The 23,122-nt window shown below is 67.8% G+C and carries 26 protein-coding genes, 4 tRNA genes and 1 pseudogene; 9 read left to right on the top strand and 22 right to left on the bottom strand.

Features of this window, described 5'->3' with window-relative positions; genetic code table 11:
* Positions 1-19: 19 nt before the first annotated feature.
* From SGCZBJ_RS25765 to SGCZBJ_RS20335, 3 genes are all read right to left on the bottom strand, one after another.
* Entirely contained in the window at positions 20-172 is a 153-nt protein-coding gene (locus SGCZBJ_RS25765; protein WP_165799394.1) for a hypothetical protein, read from the bottom strand.
* 172 nt (positions 173-344) lie between these two features.
* Positions 345-1,229, bottom strand: a complete 885-nt coding sequence (locus SGCZBJ_RS20340; RefSeq protein WP_101719749.1) for a hypothetical protein — start codon at positions 1,227-1,229, stop codon at positions 345-347.
* Between the two features lie 269 nt (positions 1,230-1,498).
* Positions 1,499-1,831 (bottom strand): DUF3768 domain-containing protein, encoded by a 333-nt coding sequence (locus tag SGCZBJ_RS20335; RefSeq protein WP_101719748.1) that lies wholly within the window; start codon positions 1,829-1,831, stop codon positions 1,499-1,501.
* 483 nt (positions 1,832-2,314) lie between these two features.
* Here SGCZBJ_RS20335 and dinB point away from each other — a divergent pair, with 483 nt between their 5' ends.
* The 3 genes from dinB to SGCZBJ_RS20320 all read left to right on the top strand — a co-directional run bounded on the left by dinB (position 2,315) and on the right by SGCZBJ_RS20320 (position 4,397).
* Positions 2,315-3,394 carry a DNA polymerase IV gene (gene dinB, locus SGCZBJ_RS20330; protein ID WP_101719781.1) on the top strand — a complete coding sequence of 360 codons (1,080 nt, stop codon included), beginning with the start codon at positions 2,315-2,317 and terminating at the stop codon, positions 3,392-3,394.
* A gap of 10 nt (positions 3,395-3,404) precedes the next feature.
* Positions 3,405-4,007 carry an alpha-ketoglutarate-dependent dioxygenase AlkB gene (locus tag SGCZBJ_RS20325; RefSeq protein ID WP_101719747.1) on the top strand — a complete coding sequence of 201 codons (603 nt, stop codon included), beginning with the start codon at positions 3,405-3,407 and terminating at the stop codon, positions 4,005-4,007.
* A gap of 204 nt (positions 4,008-4,211) precedes the next feature.
* Positions 4,212-4,397, top strand: a complete 186-nt coding sequence (locus SGCZBJ_RS20320; protein ID WP_101719746.1) for a hypothetical protein — start codon at positions 4,212-4,214, stop codon at positions 4,395-4,397.
* Here the strand turns inward: SGCZBJ_RS20320 and SGCZBJ_RS20315 are convergent.
* Positions 4,394-4,981, bottom strand: coding sequence for a sigma-70 family RNA polymerase sigma factor (locus SGCZBJ_RS20315; protein ID WP_101719745.1), 588 nt, complete (start codon positions 4,979-4,981; stop codon positions 4,394-4,396). The two genes, SGCZBJ_RS20320 and SGCZBJ_RS20315, sit on opposite strands and share 4 nt — an antisense overlap.
* A 235-nt stretch (positions 4,982-5,216) precedes the next feature.
* On the bottom strand, positions 5,217-5,747 hold the full coding sequence (locus tag SGCZBJ_RS20310; RefSeq protein WP_101719744.1) for an antirestriction protein ArdA: 531 nt from the start codon (positions 5,745-5,747) through the stop codon (positions 5,217-5,219).
* 570 nt (positions 5,748-6,317) lie between these two features.
* Between SGCZBJ_RS20310 and SGCZBJ_RS20305 the strand changes: the two genes are divergently transcribed.
* Both SGCZBJ_RS20305 and SGCZBJ_RS20300 read left to right on the top strand, forming a co-directional pair.
* Complete coding sequence (locus SGCZBJ_RS20305) at positions 6,318-6,638, top strand: hypothetical protein (protein ID WP_101719743.1); 321 nt, start codon at positions 6,318-6,320, stop codon at positions 6,636-6,638.
* A 166-nt stretch (positions 6,639-6,804) separates the two neighbouring features.
* A complete protein-coding gene (locus SGCZBJ_RS20300) occupies positions 6,805-7,104 on the top strand; it encodes a hypothetical protein (RefSeq protein WP_101719742.1) in 300 nt (99 codons plus the stop codon).
* Here the strand turns inward: SGCZBJ_RS20300 and SGCZBJ_RS20295 are convergent.
* The 3 genes from SGCZBJ_RS20295 to SGCZBJ_RS20285 all read right to left on the bottom strand — a co-directional run bounded on the left by SGCZBJ_RS20295 (position 7,101) and on the right by SGCZBJ_RS20285 (position 8,297).
* Entirely contained in the window at positions 7,101-7,526 is a 426-nt protein-coding gene (locus tag SGCZBJ_RS20295; protein ID WP_101719741.1) for a nuclear transport factor 2 family protein, read from the bottom strand. The genes SGCZBJ_RS20300 and SGCZBJ_RS20295 overlap by 4 nt on opposite strands.
* 92 nt (positions 7,527-7,618) lie before the next feature.
* Positions 7,619-7,915 carry a putative quinol monooxygenase gene (locus SGCZBJ_RS20290; protein WP_101719740.1) on the bottom strand — a complete coding sequence of 99 codons (297 nt, stop codon included), beginning with the start codon at positions 7,913-7,915 and terminating at the stop codon, positions 7,619-7,621.
* 4 nt (positions 7,916-7,919) lie between these two features.
* On the bottom strand, positions 7,920-8,297 hold the full coding sequence (locus tag SGCZBJ_RS20285; protein ID WP_101719739.1) for an MmcQ/YjbR family DNA-binding protein: 378 nt from the start codon (positions 8,295-8,297) through the stop codon (positions 7,920-7,922).
* Between the two features lie 142 nt (positions 8,298-8,439).
* Here SGCZBJ_RS20285 and SGCZBJ_RS20280 point away from each other — a divergent pair, with 142 nt between their 5' ends.
* Both SGCZBJ_RS20280 and SGCZBJ_RS26235 read left to right on the top strand, forming a co-directional pair.
* Complete coding sequence (locus SGCZBJ_RS20280) at positions 8,440-8,841, top strand: thermonuclease family protein (protein ID WP_101719738.1); 402 nt, start codon at positions 8,440-8,442, stop codon at positions 8,839-8,841.
* A 363-nt stretch (positions 8,842-9,204) separates the two neighbouring features.
* A pseudogene (locus SGCZBJ_RS26235) lies at positions 9,205-10,257 on the top strand (recombinase family protein); the annotation flags it as partial.
* A gap of 30 nt (positions 10,258-10,287) precedes the next feature.
* Here the strand turns inward: SGCZBJ_RS26235 and SGCZBJ_RS26230 are convergent.
* The 9 genes from SGCZBJ_RS26230 to recJ all read right to left on the bottom strand — a co-directional run bounded on the left by SGCZBJ_RS26230 (position 10,288) and on the right by recJ (position 14,845).
* Positions 10,288-10,458 (bottom strand): hypothetical protein, encoded by a 171-nt coding sequence (locus SGCZBJ_RS26230; RefSeq protein WP_240621590.1) that lies wholly within the window; start codon positions 10,456-10,458, stop codon positions 10,288-10,290.
* Between the two features lie 375 nt (positions 10,459-10,833).
* Positions 10,834-10,910 (bottom strand) — tRNA-Arg (locus tag SGCZBJ_RS20270).
* A gap of 28 nt (positions 10,911-10,938) precedes the next feature.
* A complete protein-coding gene (locus SGCZBJ_RS20265) occupies positions 10,939-11,244 on the bottom strand; it encodes an ETC complex I subunit (RefSeq protein WP_101719737.1) in 306 nt (101 codons plus the stop codon).
* 25 nt (positions 11,245-11,269) lie between these two features.
* Positions 11,270-11,346 (bottom strand) — tRNA-Pro (locus SGCZBJ_RS20260).
* Positions 11,347-11,434: 88 nt separating this feature from the next.
* Positions 11,435-11,917: a DUF192 domain-containing protein gene (locus SGCZBJ_RS20255; protein WP_101719736.1), complete on the bottom strand. Its 483-nt coding sequence runs from the start codon at positions 11,915-11,917 to the stop codon at positions 11,435-11,437.
* A gap of 68 nt (positions 11,918-11,985) precedes the next feature.
* Positions 11,986-12,576, bottom strand: coding sequence for a stationary phase survival cold shock domain protein CspD (gene cspD / locus SGCZBJ_RS20250; RefSeq protein ID WP_101719735.1), 591 nt, complete (start codon positions 12,574-12,576; stop codon positions 11,986-11,988).
* 172 nt (positions 12,577-12,748) lie between these two features.
* Positions 12,749-12,823, bottom strand: a tRNA-Glu gene (locus SGCZBJ_RS20245).
* 57 nt (positions 12,824-12,880) lie between these two features.
* Positions 12,881-12,955 (bottom strand) — tRNA-Glu (locus tag SGCZBJ_RS20240).
* A 69-nt stretch (positions 12,956-13,024) separates the two neighbouring features.
* Positions 13,025-14,845: a single-stranded-DNA-specific exonuclease RecJ gene (gene recJ / locus SGCZBJ_RS20235; protein ID WP_101719734.1), complete on the bottom strand. Its 1,821-nt coding sequence runs from the start codon at positions 14,843-14,845 to the stop codon at positions 13,025-13,027.
* 220 nt (positions 14,846-15,065) lie between these two features.
* Here recJ and SGCZBJ_RS20230 point away from each other — a divergent pair, with 220 nt between their 5' ends.
* Entirely contained in the window at positions 15,066-15,665 is a 600-nt protein-coding gene (locus SGCZBJ_RS20230) for a hypothetical protein (RefSeq protein WP_101719733.1), read from the top strand.
* A gap of 39 nt (positions 15,666-15,704) precedes the next feature.
* Here the strand turns inward: SGCZBJ_RS20230 and SGCZBJ_RS20225 are convergent, their stop codons facing one another.
* From SGCZBJ_RS20225 to SGCZBJ_RS20205, 5 genes are all read right to left on the bottom strand, one after another.
* Positions 15,705-16,682, bottom strand: coding sequence for a class 1 fructose-bisphosphatase (locus tag SGCZBJ_RS20225; RefSeq protein WP_101719732.1), 978 nt, complete (start codon positions 16,680-16,682; stop codon positions 15,705-15,707).
* 120 nt (positions 16,683-16,802) lie between these two features.
* Positions 16,803-17,753 carry a class II fructose-bisphosphatase gene (gene glpX / locus SGCZBJ_RS20220; protein WP_101719731.1) on the bottom strand — a complete coding sequence of 317 codons (951 nt, stop codon included), beginning with the start codon at positions 17,751-17,753 and terminating at the stop codon, positions 16,803-16,805.
* Between the two features lie 74 nt (positions 17,754-17,827).
* Positions 17,828-19,117, bottom strand: a complete 1,290-nt coding sequence (locus tag SGCZBJ_RS20215; protein WP_101719730.1) for a homoserine dehydrogenase — start codon at positions 19,115-19,117, stop codon at positions 17,828-17,830.
* A 139-nt stretch (positions 19,118-19,256) separates the two neighbouring features.
* Positions 19,257-20,477 carry an LL-diaminopimelate aminotransferase gene (locus tag SGCZBJ_RS20210; RefSeq protein ID WP_058346918.1) on the bottom strand — a complete coding sequence of 407 codons (1,221 nt, stop codon included), beginning with the start codon at positions 20,475-20,477 and terminating at the stop codon, positions 19,257-19,259.
* Between the two features lie 107 nt (positions 20,478-20,584).
* Entirely contained in the window at positions 20,585-21,031 is a 447-nt protein-coding gene (locus tag SGCZBJ_RS20205) for a hypothetical protein (protein ID WP_101719729.1), read from the bottom strand.
* 94 nt (positions 21,032-21,125) lie between these two features.
* On the opposite strand from SGCZBJ_RS20205, the gene SGCZBJ_RS20200 reads away from it, so the two are divergent.
* Positions 21,126-23,099 (top strand): class I poly(R)-hydroxyalkanoic acid synthase, encoded by a 1,974-nt coding sequence (locus tag SGCZBJ_RS20200; RefSeq protein ID WP_165799393.1) that lies wholly within the window; start codon positions 21,126-21,128, stop codon positions 23,097-23,099.
* Positions 23,100-23,122 lie beyond the last annotated feature (23 nt).

Raw genomic sequence — 23,122 nt, 5'->3', positions numbered from 1 at the left:
CAGGCGGCGCGGCGCTGACCTAAAGCCCCAGGAGGGACCAGCCCAACGTCGGCGCGGCGATGACCACCGCGGCCGCCAGAATAACCAGGACGACAAGCACAGGCAGACCCCAGCCCTCGGCGGTGGCGGTGACGTAGGTGCCTTCGATCTTGAGACGGTGACGAGACTTCATGGGCGATTGCTCCAGTGGCGAGGCCCTCAGCATCACCGAACGCGATAATCGCGCGAGGCGGTTTGGGTGGCCACACCCTGGCGTCACGACCAAATCTCGTCGCGCCTAGCTCGTTGTAGACGCGTATTCGACAACCAGCCGATCCGCGCTCCGACCGTGAAAGGCAGGTTGGCTAGCCCTTTTGTTTGCCGCCGCGCCTCTTCGCTCCCGCTTTCTTCCCGCCCCCAGCCGCATCACCGTCGCTTGAGGTCTCATCGGACGGCGCGGCCTTGGCCTTTCCCTCCGCGGCGCGGACACGGGCAAGGTGCTCCAAGAGCACCTTACCGTCGCTCGTAAGATAGCGACGCGGTCCAACAAGCGACTGGATCAGGGCCACACCGCCGACGACGAAGGTCGCAAGGGCGGCCGGCAAAGCTAAAGGTTCCAGTAGGTTGCGCATGTGCGGCAAACTGAGACCTTGCACCCTGAAAGCCACGTAGACCAACATCGGCATAAGCGTGACCGCGATGGCGTATTGCGGGCGCGCCTTCAGGAGACCGATTGATCCTTCGACGACCCCCGCCGCCGCGAGCCGACCGAACATCGCCGCATAAGGCAGCGCTTTGGGGGCGATAATGATCCGCGCCCTGCGCCGCGCCATCGCTAGAAAGATGGCGTCGTCGGGCTCCAGACGTTTGACCATGGCGAGCAGACGTGCGCGGGCTCCATCGCCGGACCGGATCGCTACCAGGGCCGCTCGCCAGAAACTGGCCAGTTCGGGATCCACCGCCTCATCGACCTGACTGGCGCCCGCGGCCCATTCATCCATTTCAGGCTCGTCAGCCAAATCGTCATAGCTACGACCCGGTCCAACCCGAGCCGCGACTATCATGTGCTGTTCGGCGCGCTCGACGGCCTTGGCCCGTCGCCGCCGGATGCGCTCTTCAGCGTCCTCCCCCCAGGCATTGCCATAGGCCTTGAAGACCGGCCCGAGCAGATACTCGCGAAGCTTGGGTGAGAGGACGTGGTCTAAAGTCTTGCCCGCGACCACAAGCGCCGTACCCGTCGGATCGGCCATAAGATCCCCCTTTGAACCCGTTCTTCACAGCGCAGCCTATTGGCGACTCGAGCGTGTGAACAGGACATCGATCGCCTCGACAGCGCCAAGCGATGTCGCCCGCTCGCCATCCATTCTTTGGTGGCCAACGCCGTGCACTAGGCGAACGAAGAGCGGCCGATCCCCAAAGGATCGGCCGCCCCGGCCAGGGCAAGCTTGCCCGCGCCCGCCGCGCCCGTTCCCGCGCCGCCAAAGCCCGCCGCGTCAACGGGCGCGGCGGGCTCGGCCTTCTAGTATTCCTGCGCCAACATCAGCGTCAGCACCCGCTTGGTGATCGCCGGATCGGCCGGATCGGGCGAGGCCATGCAGAGATCCAGGTCGTAGTAGTCGATCTTCCAGAAGAGCCGCTCGCCTCCGACCTCGAACGCGCCAAAATCGCGTTCGCCGTGCGGGTCGTTGGCTTCGGAGAAGTCGGCGAAGTCCGACACGGCGGCGACGGCCTTGGCCTGGTCGGCCTTGGGCAGGGCCTGGACGCCAGGCGTCAGTACCCAGAGCGCGCCGGGCTCGGCGCGGCAGGCGTCGTTCAGCACCGCGATCGCGGCGGTATGGTCATCCTCGGTCATGAAAGTCTCTCCTCGAGTGTTCGGGTTCGAGCGCAAAGGCGCGCTCGAACCCGGCGCCCGTCGGCGAGACCTGGGTGTGCAAGCGGAGGGGCGGCTTCGCGGGGACCCGGCTGCAGGGCCCGCAAGGGACCGAAGCTGGGCGGAAGCCGATCCGAAGCGCGCCGAGGGCGGAGCCCTAAGCGGTGCGCGCTCGCGAGCGCGAGCGCTCATGACAAATGAAGCCGGCAAGGAGACCGCGCAAAGCGCGTGTCGGAACGTCCGCGTCGAGCGGCCGGCGGCGACCAAAAGTCGCCCGCCAGGCGTCGCGCCCGTAGGAGAGCCGAAAGGCTCGGGACCGAGCGTGACCGCCGGCCGCTCTCCCTATGGGGTGGAGCGTGGCGCGAAAGCGCCGCGCGGGAACCCCGCCCAAGCCCGCACCGTCACGACGCCTACGAGCGCCGGAAAGTTCCCATTTCGTTCTCACCCTGCTAGGCTGACCTGGTGATGGAGTCGTCGCCGCGCAAAATCATCCATATCGACATGGACGCCTTCTTCGCGTCGGTGGAGCAGCGCGACGATCCAAGCCTTCGCGGCAAGTCGGTGGCGGTCGGATCGCCGGCGGCGCGCGGCGTGATCGCCGCGGCCAGCTACGAGGCCAGGAAGTTTGGGGTGCGCTCGGCCATGCCGTCGAGCACGGCGCTGCGCAAATGCCCGGGCCTCGTCTTCGTGCCGCATCGCTTCGAGGTCTATCGGGCGGTCTCGCGCCAGATCCACGAGATCTTCGCCGACTACGCCGACCTCATCGAGCCGCTATCGCTGGACGAGGCCTATCTCGACGTCACCGGCGACAAGGCCGGCGTCGCCACCGCCACCCAGACCGCCAGGATCATCCGCGAGCGCATCCGCGCCGAGACGGGCCTGACCGCCTCGGCCGGGATCTCCTACAACAAGTTCCTGGCCAAGATGGCCAGCGACCAGAACAAGCCCGACGGCCAGTTCCTGGTGGCGCCGGGCCAAGGGGAGGCCTTCGTCCAGACCCTGCCCATCGGCCGCTTCCACGGCGTGGGCGAGGTCACCGCCGCCAAGATGAAGGGCCTGGGCATCCACACCGGCGAGGATCTCAATCGCCAGTCGCTGGCCTTCCTGCAGGAGCATTTTGGCAAGTTGGGTCCGTGGTTCTACGGCATCGCCCGAGGCGTCGACGAGCGACCGGTCAATCCCGACCGCGAGCGCAAATCGTCGGGGTCGGAGACGACCTTCGCCGCCGACCTGGCCGACACCGGCGCCATCGAGGCCGAGATCACCGCCCTGGCCGACAAGGTCTTTGCCTGGTGCCAGAAGGCCAGCGCCTTTGGCCGCACCGCGACGGTCAAGATCAAGTATGCCGACTTCGAGCAGGCCACGCGCCGACGCTCGCTATCGGGGGCGATCGTCGAGCAGGAGACCCTGCGGTGCCTGAGCCTGGATCTCGTCCGTTCGGTCTTCCCGTTGCGGGCCGGGGTGCGCCTGCTGGGCGTCACCGTCTCCAACTTCGACGCCGCGGCGACCGCCGCCACGGCCCGGCAGGCCGCCCTGCCCGTCTGAGGCTTTCAGGATGATCTCCCACCAGCCCAGCCTCTTTGCGCCTGAGGATCTCACCATCGCCCTGCCGCGCCATGCGGGCCCCGAAGGACTCGTCTACCAGGACGAGCTGGTCACCGACGACGAAGAGCGCGATCTTGCCGGCGCGATCGCCGCCCTGCCCTTCGCGCCGTTCCAGTTTCACGGCTACGAGGGCAATCGCCGAGTGGTCTCCTTCGGCTGGGCCTATGACTTCGCCCGCCAGGTGCTGGAGCCGGCGGCCCCGGTCCCCGATTTCCTCTTGCCGCTGCGAGCCAGGGTCGCAAGGCTGGCCGGGCGAGCGCCGCAGGACTTCCAGCAGGCCCTGGCCATCGAATATGCGCCCGGCGCAGGCATCGGCTGGCATCGCGACCGCCCCCAGTTTGAGATTATCGCCGGGGTGTCGCTCTTGGCCCCCTGCCCCTTCCGCTTTCGCCGCCCCTCAGGCCAAGGCTGGGAGCGGTTCACGCTGCGCCCTGGCCCACGCTCGGCCTACATCCTGACCGGACCTGCGCGCGAGGCCTGGGAGCATTCGATCTCGCCGGTGGAGGCCCTGCGCTACTCAGTGACCTTTCGCACCTTTCGCAAGCGCGGCTGACCGAGCAGCCATTTGATCAGGCCTCGCCTTGGCCGGGAACCAGTTCAGGCCGGCGCGGTTCTATAGCCGTCCAGGCAGCGCCATTCGTGGTCCTGCCGACACCAAGCGGCTCGGCTTTACGCCCCCCCGACTGACGCCGGGCCGCACTTTCCTTCTTCCGGACACGTTGCGTCGCGCCAGTCCGCTGACGACATTGGCGATGCGATGCGCACACCCGACGATCTGGATCACGAGGCCGAGCGTCTGCGGCTCGAAGCCGAGGGCGAGACCGATCCTAAGTGGGCCCTTGGCCTTCAGCACATGCGGCGCAGTTCAACGCAACTGGCCGCCATCCTCCGCGAACTGGCGGCGGGCGGCTCGCGGACGCCTGGTGAAGACGAAGCTGCCTAGGCGACCTGACGGCCGCCGCGCAGCGCGTCCAGCTGGCCAAGGATAGCGGCCATCGGTCCGGCCGCCGGCGCGACATAGCCCTCGCTGTCGAGGCCGTCAGCCAGGATCGCCGCCAGCGCGGCGCGGGCGCGGCTGACCCGGCTCTTGATGGTGCCGACCGCCACGCCGACGATCTCGGCGACTTCCTCGTAGGGCAGGCCGCCGGCGCCGACCATGATCAGGGCCTCGCGCTGCTCTGTAGGCAGCAGCGCCATGGCGCGGCGAACATCGTCGAGCTCCAGCACCGCATGAGGATCGTCATAGGCCTTGAGCGTGCGCTCGGCCTGTTCCTGGTCGAGCGGCTGCTGGCGCCAGGAGCGGCGCTTTTCCGAATAGAACTGGTTGCGCAGGATCATGAAGGCCCAGGCCTTGATGTTGGTCCCCAGCTGGAAGCTGGCGCGCGCCTGCCAGGCCTTGGCCAGGGCGTCCTGGACCAGGTCGTCAGCAGCGGCGGCGTCGCCGCACAGCGAGCGGGCGAAGGCGCGCATGTGGGGGATGACCGGGATCAGAGCGGCGCGGAAAGCCTCGTCTGCGTGGTCGGTCATGGTCGGTCTCCGTCAAGCGCTCGGAGGCTTAACGGGGCTGATCGGCATTTGGCTCCACGAAGAGTTCGCCAGGCGACGGAACTCACTCACCGAACGACCGCCAGAACGCTCGCGAACCGTGCTCTTCGCCCGTTGGCCGGTCGCCTCCTTGCCCTCAGCGCCGGCGCCCAAAGCGCCGGCGCGCGCGGCCACCAGCCGCGCCGCCCTGCCCTCCCAGCCGCGCCAAGCCCTGAGCCTACCGCGCGCTGAAAACGTGCACCTCGCCTTGGTCGGCGGCGATGGTGAAGAGGTCGCCATTGATCGCGACGTCCCGGGCCATGGCCTCGTAATCGATATAGAGGCGCAAGGCCTGCGGGATCTCGATGGTCTCTTCGGTCAGTATCTGGACATAGTCGGCGAGGCTGGAAAACCGGCCATGGTAGCCGTCTTCCAAGGCCTCCTCGGCCTGGTCGAGATCGCCATTGAAGTGGTCCAGCACCAAGGCCCCCAGCGTCCCGCGCTCGCGCAGGAAGGCGGCGATCTCGACCACCTTGGCCATCGGCATGTATTCGCCGATCTCCACCCCGCCAAAGTCCTCATAGTCGTGGATCGCGTACTCTTCGGCCCCCGGCTGCGGCGAGGCGGCCAGCATCAAAGCCACCGCCTCCAGCACGGCCTCTTGGTCATCCTCGACCTTGATCCAGGCGCCATGCAGCTGGCCGCAATTATAGGCCGCCAGACAGGCGACATAGATGCGGGGCTCAAGGATTTCAGCATCTTGTCCCATGGTCCTCATCCTTAAAGACAGGGGTTCGTCATCGAACCCTTGCCCGTCGGCGAGACCGGGGGTGCAAGCGGCGGCGCCGGCTTCGCGGGGACCCGGCTGCAGGGCCCGAAGGGACCGAAGCTGGGCGGAAGCTGGTCCGAAGCGCGCTGGGGGCGGAGCCCCAAGCCCACCCGGGCGCGGAGCGCCAGAACAGAGAAGCGCCGCGGCAGCGGCGGGAAAGACCGATGCGCGCGCGTCAGCGAGCGCTCATGACGAATGAAGCCGGCAGGGAGACCGCGCAAAGCGCGTGTCGGAACGTCCGCGTCGAGCGGCCGGAGGCGACCCCCAACTCTTCGCTTAAGGGGTCGCCCGCCAGGCGGCGCGCCCGCAGAAGAGCCGAAAGGCTCGGGACCGAGCGTGACCGCCGGCCACTCTCCGTATCGGGTGAAGCCGGGCGCGAAAGCGCCCGGCGGGAGCCCCTGGTGACCGAGCACAACGCCTCAAGGTCGCAGGGTCGCGATCTCGCCGCAAACGCGCATTGCGCTCACTGGTGCGAAATGAGAACAATATAGGAACATTCAAGAGCTTCCCATGCCGCCCAACCGCGCCGATCCGCGCGCGCGCCCCCGCGCGCCAAGGGCGCCTCGCGTCTTTCTGCGCACAATCGCCCGCCTCACGCGCATCGCGGTCGAGGAAGGCTACGGGGACTCCCAAACCCGTCGCACGCTGAACTACCATCTCCATACCGTCGGCGGCCTCAACGGGCCGGCCGACTTTGTCGATCCCAAATTCGTCCCCGATTTCGAGGGCGACGTAGCCTGGTTCGAGATGGAGAAGGTCGAGCGCGGCGGCGAGCATCGCTGGCCCTGGTGGCGGGCCGTGCGCCAGGTGGAGCCGCCCGCCGATGCCTGAGGCCAACACCAGCCACGACCCTTTGCATTCGCTCGGGTTTCGCGGATGCGGCGCGCTGGCCGGGTCGATCAATCCACTGAAAAATCACATCGCGGCCGGGCGGGGCCTGGGCGGGAATCGCCCTGCCCAGCATGGTCGTTAACCATCGAATCCGGTCGGGAGGACCATGAAGATGACGATGATCTGGGGCGCCCTGCGCCAAGCCGCCGATCGCCGCGGCGGGCCCGATGACGACGCCGTCGTCATCGACGGCCAGCGGTTCATCAGCCTGCACCATCGCGACGGCGCCTTCCTGCGCGGCAGCGGCCAGTTTGCCTTCAGCCGTCGCGCGCCAGACGGGGAACGCACCATCCTGCACATGGAACAGGCCAAAGACATTTCCCAGGCGGCGGGACCAGGGCACCCAGCCTGGAGCGGCGCCCTCAGCGACGGGATGAACGAACTGCTCGTGCGGCTGGCCGACTAGGCCGGCTTGCCCAACAGGGCCTTCAGGCCCGGGCCAGCCTTTGCGGCCATCGCCTCGCCCACGGCGACCGCGGCGTTGGCCGGCCGGATCATCACCTCGAACTCAGTGATCCTGCCGCTCTCATCGAAGGAGATGATGTCGATCCCCTTCAACGCCTTGTCGCCGATCCGGGCGCTGAACTCGAGCACGACGGCATCAAAGCCTTCGGTCCAGAACTCCCGATGGTAGGCGAACTCTTCGAAGATCGTGTTGACCGTGGCGATGATGTGCACCAACGGCTCGACACCGGGATAGGGCGTGAAGAAGGCCGGCGAGCGAAACACCACGGTTTCGGCCGCCAAGGGCCGCAGGCGATCGAACTCGCGCTTTTCCAGCAGGTCATGCCAGGCCTGAAGCGTCTGCAGCGCCTGTTCCTTGGCCATATCCCTCCCCCCCTTTTTGTCTGGGCTTGGTCACGGCCTTCGTGGGCCGGACGCGGCACTTTAGGACCCGAACCAGTCCGGTCAATCCGCGCTCAGCCGAGGTCGGCCGGGTCCAGCACAAGGGCCGTGCGCTCGGCTAGGTCCCCGATCCTCGCCAGATAGGCGACGAAATGGGCGCTGGCGCGATGGGCCGTCACGGCCGCGTCATCGACATAGAGCTCGTCGAGCACGAAGCGGGTCGGATCGGCCTGGTCGCGCCAGACGTCCCAGCGAAGGTTGCCGGGCTCGGCCCGGCAAGCGCCCGCCATGCCCAGGAGCAGCGCCTCCAACGCCTGCCCCATCCCCTCCTTGGCGGCCAGCACCGCGACGATCTTGACCCCGGTGCTCATCGGATCACCCCGGGTCCTTGGCCACGGCGAGCATGGCACCACGCCCCCTGCCCGGACGAGTGCGCGAAGCCTTGACGTAGGCCTCGCGGAAGGCGGCCGCCAGGATGTAGGCCATGGCGTCTTCGTCGATCCCCTTGAGCCTGACAAGGGTCACGCCGGAGTTGCGCGGCCGCCGCGGCTCGATCGTCACCGCGTCGCTGAGCGCCATGGCCCCGGCCTGATCCCTGAGGGTCAGCTTGATCACCGCCCACCCGGCCTCGGGCCAATTGAGCGTGGCGAAGGCGCGTCCGCCGACTCGAAACTGAGTCGTGTCGAGCACATGGCGGACCTGCACGGCGGCGCCGAGCCGGCCGGCCAGGGTCGAAAAGGCCTCTGGGGTCATGAGCAGTCCTCGCGCAACACGACGCCCTTCTCATCCCGAGTCGCCGCCTGATGGCAAAGGACCACGACCGTGCGTCACGGTTCGGTCGCCGGCCGCCGCCCGCCCCTTAGGGCAGCACCACGAAGCAGGCTAAGGCTCGCCCATGTCCTTCGCCCCCCTCGCCGCCGCCATCATCGCCTGCACCGCACCGTCCGTTCATGACGGCGACACCCTGCGCTGCGGGGCCGAGCGCATCCGCCTCTTTGGCGTGGACGCCCCCGAGGTGCGACGCGGGAGCACGCCGGCCGAACCCTTCGCCTATGAAGCCCGCGACGAGCTGCTCCGCCTGACCCGCGGCCGGGTCGGCTGTCGACCGGTCGATCGGGACCGTTACGGCCGCACCGTGGCCAAGTGCTGGTCGAGCGCCAGCCCCGACATCAATGCGGCCCTGATCCGCTCGGGCTACGCCACCGAATACCGCCGCTACAGCAAGGGCCTCTACGCCAAGCCCGAAGCCGAGGCCAAGGCGGCCCAACGCGGGGTGTGGGCCAAGCCCGCCGGCTAGTTCACCCGATCAAAAAGCCGGCTGGCTCATAGACGGCCGACATCGCCGAACACCTGTCTCTCTGCGCCACAGCACGCCCAACCTGAGATCGGCTTTGCACCCCATCGAGGTGAGAGTGACCCTCGGCCTATGCCCAGAAAGCCGCTCCCCGAGGCCGAACCGCCCGACTTCCTCGACTACCTAAATATTTTGCCGCCGCGACTACCAAGGAGGCCGGTCTCGCGTGTCTCCCTCTCTGTCACGGACGACATGCCGGCGCAGATCCCCATCGGGATCCGCGAGCTGCAGGTCACCGAGGCCTATCTGGAGAAGGTCCTGGCCGAATTGCTCGGTCCTCTGCCCTGATCCGCCGGAAAGACAGAGATGGCCAAGCGTCGAACCCCTCCCCCACCGACCGCGCCTAGCGCGGCGCTCTATCTTCGCGTCTCCACCGGTCGACAGGCCGACAGCGACCTTTCGATCCCTGACCAGGGCCGGCAACTGCGGGCCTACTGCCAAGCCAAGGCCTGGCCCGTGGCCGAGGAATTCGTTGAGCCGGGCAACACCGCCACCGATGATCGCCGCCCGGCCTTCCAGCAGATGATCGACGCGGCGATGGCCAAGCCCCCGCCCTTCCACGTCATCCTCGTGCACTCCTTCTCGCGCTTCTTCCGCGATCAGTTCCAGTTCGAGTTCTACGCCCGGAAGCTGGCGAAGAACGGCGTGCGCATCGTCTCGATCACCCAGGAGGTCGGCGACGACCCCATGGGCGTCATGGTCCGGCAGATGATGAACCTCTTCGACGAGTACCAGTCGCGGGAGAACGCCAAGCACACGCTGCGGGCCATGAAGGAAAACGCTCGCCAGGGGTTCTGGAACGGCTCCCTGCCCCCGCTAGGCTATCGGGTGGTCGCGGCCGAGCAGCGCGGCGAGCGGATCAAGAAGAAGCTGGAGATCGACCCGATCGGGGCCGAGACTGTGCGGCTGATCTACCGCTTGGCCCTGCACGGCATCGACGGCAGCGGCCCGATGGGCGTCAAGTCGATCGCGACCTACCTCAACGACCAGCATCTCACCACGCGCGGCGGTGGGCGCTGGAGCAACGGCACGGTGCACTACACTCTGACCCGCACGACCTATATCGGCGCGCATGTCTTCAATAGCCGCCACTACGCCACCCAGGAGTTCAAGGACGAGTCCGAGCGCGTGATTATGGCGGTCCCGCCGTTGGTCGATCGGGACACCTTCGACGCCGTCCAGCGGGCAATGTCCCAGCGCAATCCGCTCGCCATGGCCCCGCGCTTCGTCAACAGCCCAATCCTTCTGGGCGGCATCTGCTTTTGCGGCCTGTGCGGAAACGCCATGACCCTGCGCACCGGCAAGAGCAGCGCCTACCGATACTATACCTGCTGCACCAAGGCCCGGCAGGGCTCAACCGGGTGCAAGGGCATGAGCGTGCGGATGGACCTACTGGACGCCGCCGTGATCGATCACCTGGAAAACCGCCTCCTCAATCCGGAGCGTCTGGCCACGATGATGGACAACATCATCGACCGGCGCTCGGAATGGATCGAGAAGCGCCACCGCCATGTCGCGGACCTGCGCAAGCGCGCCACCGAAGTCGAACAGCGCCTGCAACGGCTCTATGCGTCTATCGAGGAAGGCATAATCGACGCCACCGATCCCTCGCTGAAGCCGCGCATCGCGCAGCTACGGGCGTTGCGCGACAAAGCAGCGGGCGACGCCGAACGGGCCGCCAAGGCAATCGAGAACATCATGCCGGCGCTGACCCCGGAGCTTCTGAACAGGTTCTCGCAAGCGACCCGCGAGCTGTTCAGAGCCGACAACGGCGCCTATCGCAGGGACTTGATTCGCGCGGTCGCGCAGAAGGTGGAAATGGTGTCGCCGCACGAAGCCCGGATCTGCGGATCGAAGGTGGAGCTGCTGCGGACGCTCGCCGTCAACAACGGCGTAGAATCGGCGGCTCTTGTCGTGCCGGGTTTTGTCCGGGAGTGGCGCGCCCTGCAGGATTCGAACCTGCGACCGTTCGCTTAGAAGGCGAATGCTCTATCCAACTGAGCTAAGGGCGCGCACTCGCCGGCCCAGCGTTCCTGGCCCTTAGTGGGTCCAGGGCTGCTTGCGGTTGGTGGCGAAGTTGTCGGCGTAGGCCTTGATGATCCGCTTGGGAACCTTCGGCTCGAAAAGCTGGAACGAGATTTCGTGCCGCTGGGCGTAGGCGATGGCCTCGTCGCGGGTTTCGAAGGTCAGGCGGATCTGGCCGTTCATGTCGCTGGACTGGGTCCAGCCCATCAGCGGGTCGGGCTTGCGGGCCGAGGCCGGCTCGAACTCCAGCGTCCAGTCCTTGGTCTTGGCCTTACCCGACTGCATGGCGTTCTTGGCGGGACGATAGATGCGGGCGAGCATGGGCCTCTCCAAACGGCTTTGCCGGTGGTCGGAGCGGCAGGATTTGAACCTGCGACCCTCTGCTCCCAAAACAGATGCGCTACCAGGCTGCGCTACGCTCCGGACACCAGCAAGGGCTTGCTCCTACTCGGCTTTGGGGTCGAAACGCAAGCCTGCGCGCGCGGGATTTTCGATGATCCAGCCGAGCGGCTCACCCCTTGGGGAAGATCCGGTGGCGCACGCGGTCGCCGGGCAGCACGCCCAACTGCCCCGCCCGACCGCCGGCGATCTCCAGCACGCCGAGCACCGGGCCGCCCGACGGCAGCGGCGTCTCGTCGAGCGGCCGCGCGTTGCGGACCATCGACAGGATCTTTCCGTCCGGGCCGATATAGAGGATGTCGAGCGGGATCAGGGTGTTCTTCATCCAGAAGGCCGCCCGCTGCGGCTTCCTGTAGATGAACAGCATGCCGCGGTCCGGGGCCAGAGACTTGCGCAACATCAGCCCCTTGCGCTGCTCGGCCTCGGTGGCGGCGATCTCGACCTGGAATCGGACGACGCCGCGCCCCGTGACGAGCTCGAGCGGCTCGAGGCGCGGACCAGCCGCGAGGGCCACCCCCGAGACGCCAAGGGCCGGGACGGCGCCCGCCAGAAGTCGCAGCGCGTCGCGTCGTCGCGGATCGTCGAGAAGGGCCAAGAACGCCTCGCCAGGACCGTGGAACCAGCGAGAACCCTACCCGCCCCTCTCCGACCGGGAAAGCCGCCTCAGGCGGAGGTGATCTCGGCGACGACAAGACCCTTGGGCCCCTGGGCGAACCGAACCATGACGTCGTCGCCCGGCTGGAGATCTTCCAGCCCGCCGCGGCGCAGGGTTTCGATGTGCACGAAGATGTCGCCCGGCGCCTCGTCGCGGACGACGAAGCCGTAGCCCTTGGTGCGGTTGAACCACTTGACCTTGGCCCGCTCAGGCGGGCCGGCCGGCGTCAGCGACTGGCGCGCCGCGCCGCCGAAGCCACGCGGACCGTCGCGCCGGGGCGCGGATTCGTCGAAGGTGCGCCGCGGGCGCTCCAGCGGCGACGGCGCCGAGGTCTCGTCCAGGTCGACGACCTCGCTGACCTGCCAGCCCTTGGGCCGCTTGACCACGTCACAGACGATGGCCGAACCCTCGAGCGCCGACTCGCGACCGCAATTACGCAGGGAGGTGACGTGGAGCAGGACGTCCTTCAGGCCTGTCTGGCCGGGATCGTCGGGAACGATGAAGCCGTAGCCCTTGCCGACGTCGAACCATTTCACGCGGCCGCTGATACGCACGAGGTCTTCGTGCGCGCCCGATGCATCCAAGTCGTAACCAGACATTCCGCCCCTCTGGCTCGCCCAAACAGCCCAAAGGAGCGAGCACCACAAGAATAACAGTGTTCTCGGGGAGGGATGGCCGTCAATGGCCAAATGATGCGGAGAGCGCGCAATACGAAAGGCGCGACGTTTAGTCGCGCCTTCTGTGTCGTATGGGAAACTCTGAACTCTGCGGTGGCAGTCCCTAGGGGAGTCGAACCCCTCTCTCCAGATTGAAAATCTGGCGTCCTAACCGATAGACGAAGGGACCACTAAGCTTCACAGAAGCAAGGTAATCCGCAGTAGTTCAAAGTAGACGCCTCGCGACTGGCAGTCCCTAGGGGAGTCGAACCCCTCTCTCCAGATTGAAAATCTGGCGTCCTAACCGATAGACGAAGGGACCGCGTCGCCGCGAGGAGCCGGGGATATACAAAGGCTCCCCGGAGAGCGCAAGCGGTCAGATGCGATTTTTTTAATCCGTCCACATGCGTGGGTCGGCGGCGTCCTCGATCTCGAGCTGGACCCCTTCCCGCCCCATATAATCATCGGGTTTCAGCCGGCCTACGACGTGCAGCGCGCCACCGCCGGCCAGCAGCCGACGGCCCAGATCGGTCTCGGCCGAACGCCAGGAGACGGCCTTGATACGGTCTCCCGTGGGGCCGACGAGGTCGACTCGCACGTGGCCGCCGCGCAGGGCCATGACCCGCTCGGGGCGCACGCCGGCCAGCGCGAAGGTGGGCTCGACATTGCCCGGCCCGAACGGCGCCATCTGCTGGAACTCGGTCCAGAGGCCGCGATTGGCGGCGCGCGGCTGCACCAGGGCGTCGATCTCGACCGACTCAGAGCCCACAGCCTCCATCTCGCCGGCCAGGGCCTCTTCCAGGAAGGCGCGCAGTTCGGGGATCGAATCGGGCCGCACGGTCAAGCCGGCGGCCATGGCGTGACCGCCCCCGGCCATCAGGATCCCGGCCTCGAAGGCGGCCTGCACGGCCCGGCCGAGATTCACGCCCGGCTGCGACCGGCCCGAGCCCTTGGCGATTCCCGCCGCACGATCGATGCCGATGACGAGCGTGGGCTTGCGATAGCGCTCGCGCAGGCGGCTGGCGACGATGCCGACGACGCCCGGATGCCAGTCCTCGCCGGCCACGACGATCACCGGGGCGTCGGGATTGAAGTTGCTGCTGCGCTCGAGAATCGCCACGGCCTCCTCGACCACGGCGGCCTCGACGGCCTTGCGCTCGGTGTTGAGCTCGTCGAGCTCCTCGGCCAGGGCCCGCGCCTCCAGCGGATCGTCGGTGGAAAGAAGACGCGCGCCGAGGTCGGAACGGCCGATGCGGCCACCGGCGTTGATTCGCGGCCCCAGGATGAAGCCGGCGTGGAACACGCTGGCCGCCCCCTGCCCCTTGGCGACCTCCAGAAGCGCCTTCAGGCCCGGATTGGCCCAGTTGGACATCACCCGCAGGCCCGTGGCCGTCAGCGCCCGGTTGAAGCCGACCAACTGGGTGACGTCGCAGACCTCGCCCAGAGCAGTCAGGTCCAGCCACTGGCGAAGATCCGGCTCGGGTCGCGCCTCGCTGAACAGGCCGCGCTTGCGGGCCTCGCGATTGAGAGCCACCAGCAGGACGAAGGTGACGCCGGCGGCGGCCAGTACGCCCTGCCCGCTCTGGCAGCCGGGACGGTTGGGATTTACCACCGCGGCTGCGGCCGGAGGATCCTCGCGCATCAGGTGGTGGTCGATGACCACGACCTCCAGGCCGATCGTCGCGGCGCTGGCGATGGCGTCGTAGGCGGCCGCGCCGCAGTCGAGGGTGACGACCAGCTCGGCGCCGGTCTCGCGGATGGTCTTGAAGGCCGCCGGACTGGGGCCATAGCCCTCCTTCAGGCGATCGGGAATGTAGATCGGCAGCTCGACGCCCATATGCCGGAACCAGCGCACCAGCTGGGCGGCGCTGGTGGCGCCGTCGACGTCATAGTCGGCGAACACCATGGTCGGGCGTCCCTGCACCAGGGCGTCGATCAGGATCTCGGCGGCCCGATCCATGTCGGTGAAGCTGGACGGGTCGGGGAACAGCGACTTCAGAGTCGGCTGCAGGTAGTCGCGGGCGCCGTCCAGCCCGATCCCCCGGGCGGCCAGCGCGCGGGCCAGGGGCTCGGAAAGGCCGTGCAGCCTGGCGATGTCGCGAGCCACGGCGGCGTCGGCGGCGCGTTCGCGCCAGGCGCGTCCGGACAGCGAGCGCTCGACGCCCAGGAAGGCCTCGGCGGCGGCGGGTGCGGCGTGACCGTCGGCGGCCATGGGCTAAACCAGCCTGAAATCAGCGTGTTGGAGCATGGGACGACCCTATCGCCTTTACGGGATTCGATCCATGACACGCCGGTGCGGCGATAACGGACGCCCGCTTGATCTTGCGGCGCCTGATCGTGTGGCGACGAGTTCGTTCGCGGGGGACGCCGGCGGCGAAGGCCGCACTAGTTTCGACGCCCTGCAGAGACAGCGAATCGGACGGAGCGCCCTCGTGATCACCCTCGTGTTCTGGCTGATGGCGGCGGGCATGCTGGCCGCCAGCGCGTATGCGGCCTCACTTCGCATCTGGCCGCTGACCGTCATCATCCTGGCCCTGTGCTGGGACAACGCCATCGTCGCGGGCGGGGCGCTAATCGGCGCGGGCGACCTGCTCATCGGCCTGTCGGTGCCGCGCTACATCGCGCACGGCCTGCTGACGCCGCTGCTGATCCCGATCGTGTTCTGGATCGCCAGGCTGCGACTGCGCGCCTGGGTGTGGGTGCTGACGGCCCTGCTCGTAGCGCTCGGCGCCTATACCGAGATCTTCAACCTGGACCTGGTGCTCAAGGAATATGGCGGCACGCTGCGCTACGCCCACGCGGCCGCCAGCCCGCCCATCCCGTCGATCGTCACGGTGCTGGTGCTGATCGGCGTCGGCGGCCTGCTGTGGCGGCGGGCGGGCGTGCCGTGGCTGTGCCTGGGCGCCCTGGCGATGTTCGGCAGCGCGGCCAGCGGCGTGTTCTGGCTCGGCAACGCCGGCGAACTGGTGCTGATCGGCTCGATCCTGGCGACCGCGACGGCCCTGCGCTCGAAAGCCGCCCTCGCCCGCTGACGGGCCGCCCCCCCCTGGCGGAGAGGGCGCCTGTCGTCATCAACCGGCCGCCGTTTCCTTGGCGACCTGATCGACCTCGTTGGCCGAGCCCAGCACCACCGGGACGCGCTGGTGCAGCTTGCTAGGCGCCAGGTCGAGGATCGGCGTGACGCCGTCGGTGGCCTTGCCCCCGGCGCGCTCGACGATCAAGGCCATCGGATTGGCCTCGTACATCAGGCGCAGCTTGCCCGGCTTGCCCGGCTCGCGGGCGTCCCACGGATACATGAAGATACCGCCGCGCATCAGGATGCGGTGCACGTCGGCGACCATCGAGGCCACCCAGCGCATGTTGAAGTTCTTGGCCCTGGGGCCTTCCTTGCCGGCCAGGCAGCCGTCGACATAGCGACGGATCGGCGGGGCCCAGTGGCGCTGGTTCGACATGTTGATGGCGAACTCGGCGGTGTCGGCCGGAATGGTCGACGAAGCATGGGTCAGAAGCCACTTGTCGTCGGCCGACAGGGTGAAGCCCACGACGCCCGAGGTCAGGGTCAGCACCAGCATGGTCTGCGGACCATAGACGGCATAGCCGGCGCCGACCTGGTGGCGGCCGGGCTGCAGGAAGTCTGCCTCTTCGGGCTCGCGGCCTTCCGGCGCCGGCAGGATCGAGAAGATGGTGCCGACCGAGACGTTGACGTCGATGTTGCTGGAGCCGTCGAGCGGATCGAAGGTGACCAGGTAGCCGCCCTGGCGACCGGTGGTCTCGACGTGCTCGAGCTCTTCCGAAGCGATGCCGGCGACGGGGTCGCAAGCCTTCAGGGCGTCGCTCAGCAGGTCGTTGGTCAGGATGTCGAGCTTCTTCTGCTCCTCGTCCTGGACGTTGGTGATCCCGGCCGCGCCGAGATTGCCGAGAATGGCCCCGCCGGCCACCACGCGGCTGATGCGGGCGCAGGCGGCGGCGATTTCGGTGACGACGGTCTTGACCGCGGGGCTGGAGGGATCGCCGGCGAGATGGCTGGCGAGATCGATCAGGGCGGTCATGGAAAGGGCCTCGGACTGTACGGGGCGGCGATCAGTCGCCGCGGCGCGAGCGACTCGCAGACTAGTACGACAATATTACGTGCGGGAGCGGGCCGACGGAGACCGTCGGCTCCACAAAACCTAGGCCCGGCGCTTCATGCGCACTTCGCGCACGGCTCCGGTCGAGGAATTCATCACCAGGCTGTGGGTATGGACGAAGCCGTCCTTGAAGCCCACCCCGTCCAGCAGGGCGCCGGAGGTGACGCCGGTGGCGGCGAAGATCGCGTCGGCTCGAACGATCTCGTGCAGGTCGTACTTCTTGTCGAACTCGGTGACGCCCCAGCGCGCGGCGCGGGCGCGCTCGTCGGCGTTGCGGAAGATCAGGCGGCCCTGGAACTGGCCGCCGACGCACTTCAGCGCCGCGCAGGCCAGCACGCCCTCGGGGGCGCCGCCGGACCCGAGATAGAGATCGATGCCGGTCGAGGGGTCGGCGGTGTTGATGACGCCGGCCACGTCCCCGTCGGTGATCAGGTTGACCCGAGCCCCGGCCGAACGGACCGAGGCGATGATCTCGGCGTGGCGCGGACGGTCCAGCACGCAGACGGTGATCTGCGAGGGTTCGACGCCCTTGGCCGCGGCCAGCGCCTTGACGTTGTCGGCCGGCGACTTGTCGAGATCGATCACGCCGGCCGGATAGCCCGGCCCGCAGGCGATCTTGTCCATGTAGGTGTCGGGCGCGTTCAGCAGCGTGCCCTTGGGCGCCCAGGCCATCACGGCCAGCGCGTTGGGCATGGCCTTGGCCGTCAGGGTCGTGCCTTCCAGCGGATCGAGCGCGATGTCGACGGTCGGGCCGCCACGCCCCACCTTCTCGCCGATATAGAGCATCGGCGCCTCGTCGCGCTCGCCCTCGCCGATGACGATCTCGCCGTCGATGGAAAGCTCGTTGAGCGCGTTGCGCATGGCGTCGACGGCGGCCTGGTCGGCGGCCATCTCGTCACCCCGGCCGACCATGGTCCACGACGCGATGGCGGCGGCTTCGGTCACGCGGACCGCATCCAGGACCAGAGAACGGTCCAGGGTGTTAGAACTCATCAGTGTCTCCCAGCCCGTGGCGAGGCTAATTTCCCAATGTCTTCCACACCTGGACCGCTTGTTGCTCGCGATCTCTAGTTGCGCGCGACGCGCAGAAGACGGGGACGCTCTAGCACGGCCTGCAGCTTTTCGATGCGGCTAATCGCGTCGAGGAGCTTGGATTCCGGAGTCGCATGGGTGACGAGCACGATCGGCACGCCGCCCGCCCCTTCGACAGGCTTCTGCAGGAAGGCGTCGATCGAGACGCCGCATTCTGCCAGGGTTTCGGAGATGGCGGCGATGGCGCCGGGCACGTCGCGGACCATGATCCGCAGGTAGGCCTTGCCCACCGACTTGGCCGGATCGACGGCCACGAACGGCTTCAGCGCGCCGGCCGGAGCCTGGAACACCGGACGCACGGCCTTGGTCATGACGTCGGCGATGTCGGCGGCGACCGCAGCGGCCGTGGGGCCCGCGCCGGCGCCCGGGCCCTGGATGAAGATGCGGCCGATACGCGTGCCTTCGATGAAGAGCGCGTTCAGGGCGCCGCCGGCCTGGGCCAGCGGATGCTCCAGCGGGATCAGGGTCGGATGGACTTTCACGGCCACGCCGTCGTCGGTCTTCGAGGTGCCGGCGATCAGCTTGATGCGATAGCCCAGGTCCTTGGCGAGCTTGATATCGAGCAACTCGACCTCGCTGATGCCCTCGATCTCGGCGGCCTCGTAGTTGGGGGCGCAGCCGAAGGCCAGGGCGGCCAGGATGGTGATCTTGTGGCCCGCGTCGAAGCCGCCGACGTCCATGGTGGGGTCGGCCTCGGCGTAGCCCAGGGCCTGGGCCTCACGCAGCACGTCGGCGAAGTCGCGGCCGGTCTTCTCCATCTCGGAGAGTATGTAATTGCAGGTGCCGTTGAGTATGCCGGCCACCGAGACGACGTCGTCGCCGACCATGGCCTCGCGCAGCATCTTCACCGCCGGCGTACCGCCCATGACGGCGGCCTCGAACAGCAGCGGAACGTCATTGGCCTCGGCCAGGGCGGCAAGTTCGGCGCCATGCTCGGCGATCAGGGCCTTGTTGGCGGTGACCACCGGCTTGCCCAGCTTCAGGGCCGCCTCCACAGCGGCCTTGGCCGGACCATCGCTGCCGCCGACCAGTTCCACGAACAGGTCGACATTGGGCGAGCTGGCCAGGGCGACCGGATCGTCGAACCATTCCAGGCCCGAGATGTCGACCGTGCGCGGACGCGACTTCGAGCGCGCCGAAACGGCGACCACTTCGGCGCGATCACCAGCCGGCGCGAAGTCCGGGCGGGCGGCGAGGAATTGCAGAAGGCCGCCACCGACGGTTCCGAGGCCGGCGACGCCGACGCGCCAGGTTTTCTGAGTCATGGTGCGGTTCCTCGTGGTCCGATGGCCCTGGCGGGGCCGCCCTCGTCCGTCGACAAGCTCAGGATGAGGGCATTGCAGGCTTTGGCGGTCGAAACCCTCACCCCGAGCCTGTCGAAGGGCGAGGATTTCGCGAGCGGCGTCAGGCCTGTTCGAGGCTGTTGTGAGCCTTGGCCAGGATCTGGTCAGCGTTGGCGATGAACTTCTTCACGTTGCGCGCGGCCTGCTTGATCCGGTGCTCGTTCTCGACGAGGCCGATGCGGACATAGCCCTCGCCGTACTCGCCGAAACCGATGCCGGGGGCCACGGCGACGCCGGCCTCCTCGATCAGCAGGCGCGAGAACAGCATCGAGCCGGCGGCCTCGAACTGCGGCGGGATCTTCGCCCAGGCGAACATCGAGGCGGGCGGGTTGGGGATGTCCCAGCCGGCGCGCTTCATCGACGAGACCAGGGTGTCTCGGCGACCCTTGTAGATGCCGCGGATCTCCTCGACGCAGTCCTGCGGACCGTTCAACGCCGCGGCCGCGGCCACCTGCACCGGCGTGTAGGCGCCGTAGTCGAGATAGGACTTCACGCGGGCCAGGGCCGCGCAGATGCGGGCGTTGCCGACGACCATGCCCACGCGCCAGCCGGCCATGGCGTAGGTCTTCGACAGCGAGTTGACCTCGACGGCGATGTCCTTGGCGCCCTCGACCTGCAGGATCGACGGCGGCGGGTTGTCCTCGAAATAGATCTCGCCGTAGGCCACGTCGCTGATGACCAGGAGGTCGTGCTTCTTCGCCAGCGCCACGGCGTCCTTGTAGAAGTCGAGGTCGACGGTCTGGGCCGTCGGGTTCGACGGATAGGACAGGATCAGCACGCTGGGCGGCGGCACCGAGTGCTTCACCGCGCGGCTGATGTTGCTGAGGTACTGCTCGGGGCTCAGCGCCGGCACGTGGCGGATGACGCCCCCGGCCATGATGAAGCCGAAGGCGTGGATCGGATAGGCCGGGTTCGGGCAGATGATGACGTCGCCCGGAGCCGTCAGGGCCTGGGCGAGGTTGGCGAAGCCCTCCTTCGAACCGAGGGTCGAGATCACCTCGGTGTCGGGGTTCAGCTTCACGCCGAAGCGGCGCTCGTAGTAGCCGGCCATGGCCTTGCGCAGGCCCGGGATGCCCTTGGAGGCCGAGTAGCGGCCGGCGCGCGGATCGCGCGAGGTCTCGATCAGCTTGTCGACGATGTGCTTGGGCGTCGGCATGTCCGGATTGCCCATGCCGAAGTCGATGATGTCGACGCCCTGGCCGCGCAGGCGAGCCTTGATGCGGTTGACCTCTTCGAAGACGTAGGGCGGCAGGCGGCGGATACGGTGAAAGTCGGCGGTCATGATGGCTCGTGCGCCCTCTGGCGCTGCAGGAGCGAAAAGTCGGGCATGGATAGACCCCAAGCGGGGCCTAGCCAAGCCAGTTCAAGGAAAATTATGCCTCCGTCGCCCTATTGGGGCTTGGACGGAGGCGGGGTAGCTCGGCCACGAGCAGCCTTGGCGAAGGCTTCGGTCTCGGCGCGGTCGGCGACGGTCGGGATTTCCGACGGCGGAACGCGGGCAGCGCGCTGGGCGCGGGCGGCGAAGCCTTCGGTGTCGGTCAGGGCGAAGGTGTCCGGCGCGGTGTCGCGACGGAGCTGAGCGGCGGCGGCCTGCTCGGCCTGGACCTGGGCCTTGTATTCGCCGGGCTTGGGAATGTCGGTCGGCACGGCCGGAATGCTGGCGAGGTTCGGGATCTTGCCCCGCTCCTTGGCGGCCGCTTCGGCGCCGGCGGCCACCGGCGAGGTGGCGTCCACGGGCGGCGGCGTGAACGGCGACGAGGCGCAGGCCGACAGCACGGCCGCGAGGACCGAGAGCGAGGCGCCGAAACGTACGATTTTACCGGTTTGGCCGTTCATCTTGTCTCAGGTCTTATGCGATGATCGCGGCGAGCGGAAGGCGCCGAACGAGAATCGGCGGTCGATAAGCGACATTCAGGCGGAAGGAACGCGCATGGCCAAGGGCGACGGCAAGGACGCGGGCAAGGGCGTCAAGGCGGCGGGCAAGCCCCGCAAGCCTTCAGCGCCTCGCAAGACGGCCGCCGCGACGCCAAAGCCTCCCCCTACGCCACCGCAGCCCGATCCCAAGCCCGAATCGCCCCAGGCCGCCGGCGGGCCCGATTTCACCGCGCTGCTGACCGAGGAGCAGCGACGGATGATGGAGGCCCTATCGGCCAACCTCGCCCGCGCGGCGGTCACCGCCCAGGGCGCGATCGCCGAGGCCGCGCTGCGCCAGGCCGACCGGCCCGCGGCCCTGTCGCCCGATCCGTTCCATGTGGCCCCCGCCCTCAACGAGGTGATCGGCAGCCTGGCCTCCCAGCCCGACCGGCTGCTGCGCGCCCAGGCCGACCTCTTCAGCGGCTACATGGAGCTATGGCAGTCGGCCGCCCGCCGCGCCGTCGGCGAGGAAGCCAAGCCCGTCGTCGCCCCCGCCCATGGCGACAAGCGTTTCGCCGACCCCGACTGGTCGTCCAACCCCGTGTTCGACATGATGAAGCAGTCCTACCTGCTGACGTCGAACTGGCTGAACGGCCTGGTCGCCCAGGCCGAGAACGTCGACCCGCAATCCAAGCGCCGCGTCGAGTTCTTCACCAGGATGCTGACCGACGCCTTCTCGCCGTCGAACTTCCTGATCTCCAACCCCGCGGCCCTGCGCGAGGTGATGCACACCAACGGCGAGAGCCTGAAGCGCGGCATGGAGAACTTCGCCGCCGACCTGGAACGCGGCGGCGGCCAGCTGGCCATCAGCCAGACGGACCTGGCCAAGTTCAAGGTCGGCGAGAACGTCGCGACCGCCCCCGGCAAGGTGGTCTACCAGAACGACATCCTGCAGCTGATCCAGTTCGACCCGACCACCGAGCAGCAGCACGAGATCCCGCTGCTGATCTTCCCGCCCTGGATCAACAAGTTCTACATCCTGGACCTTAGGCCCGAAAACTCGATGATCCGCTGGCTGACCGGCCAGGGCTTCACGGTGTTCGTCGCCTCGTGGGTCAACCCCGACACCCGCCTGGCCGCCAAGACCTTCGAGGACTACATGCTCGAGGGCGTCTATGACGCCAGCCAGCAGGTGATGACCCAGTGCGGCGTCGATCGGGTCAACACCGTCGGCTACTGCATCGGCGGCACGCTGCTGTCGTGCGCCCTGGCCCACATGGCCGCCAAGGGCGACAAGCGCATCAACTCGGCCACCTTCTTCGCCGCCCAGCAGGACTTCGCCGAGGCCGGCGACCTGCTGCTGTTCACCGACGAGGCCTGGCTGAAGGAGATCGAGGCGCGGATGGACCAGCAGGGCGGCTTCCTGCCCAGCCAGTCGATGGCCGACACCTTCAACGCGCTGCGCGGCAACGACCTGATCTGGTCGTTCTTCATCAACAACTACCTGATGGGCAAGGAGCCGCGGCCCTTCGACCTGCTGTTCTGGAACGCCGACCAGACGCGGATGCCCAAATCGCTGCACCTGTTCTATCTGCGCAACTTCTACAAGGACAACAACCTGACCCATGGTCGCCTGACCCTGGGCGGCGAGGTCCTGGACCTGTCGAAGGTCAAGACGCCGATTTACGTGCAGTCGTCGAAGGACGACCACATCGCGCCCTACCGCAGCGTCTATCGCGGCGCGCGCGCCTTTGGCGGCCCGGTGACCTTCACCATGGCCGGTTCGGGCCACATCGCCGGCGTGATCAACCACCCTGACGCCAGGAAGTACCAGCACTGGACCAACGAGCACCTGCCCGGTTCGGTCGACGGCTGGATCGCGGGCGCGGTCGAGCATCCCGGTTCGTGGTGGCCGCATTGGGCGCAATGGCTGAAGGCCAAGTCGGGCAAGCTGGTCCCGGCCCGCGACCCGTCCAAGGGCCCGCTGAAGGCCTTCGAGGACGCCCCGGGCAGCTTCGTGCGTGTGCGCTCGAACGCGGAAGCGGCCTGAAACGAACCTCCCCCTCTGGGGGG

Source organism: Caulobacter zeae, assembly GCF_002858925.1.
GTDB classification, from domain to species: Bacteria; Pseudomonadota; Alphaproteobacteria; order Caulobacterales; family Caulobacteraceae; genus Caulobacter; species Caulobacter zeae.
Note: the sequence above shows the minus strand (reverse complement) of the source record. Positions and strands in the feature narration are given on the sequence as shown.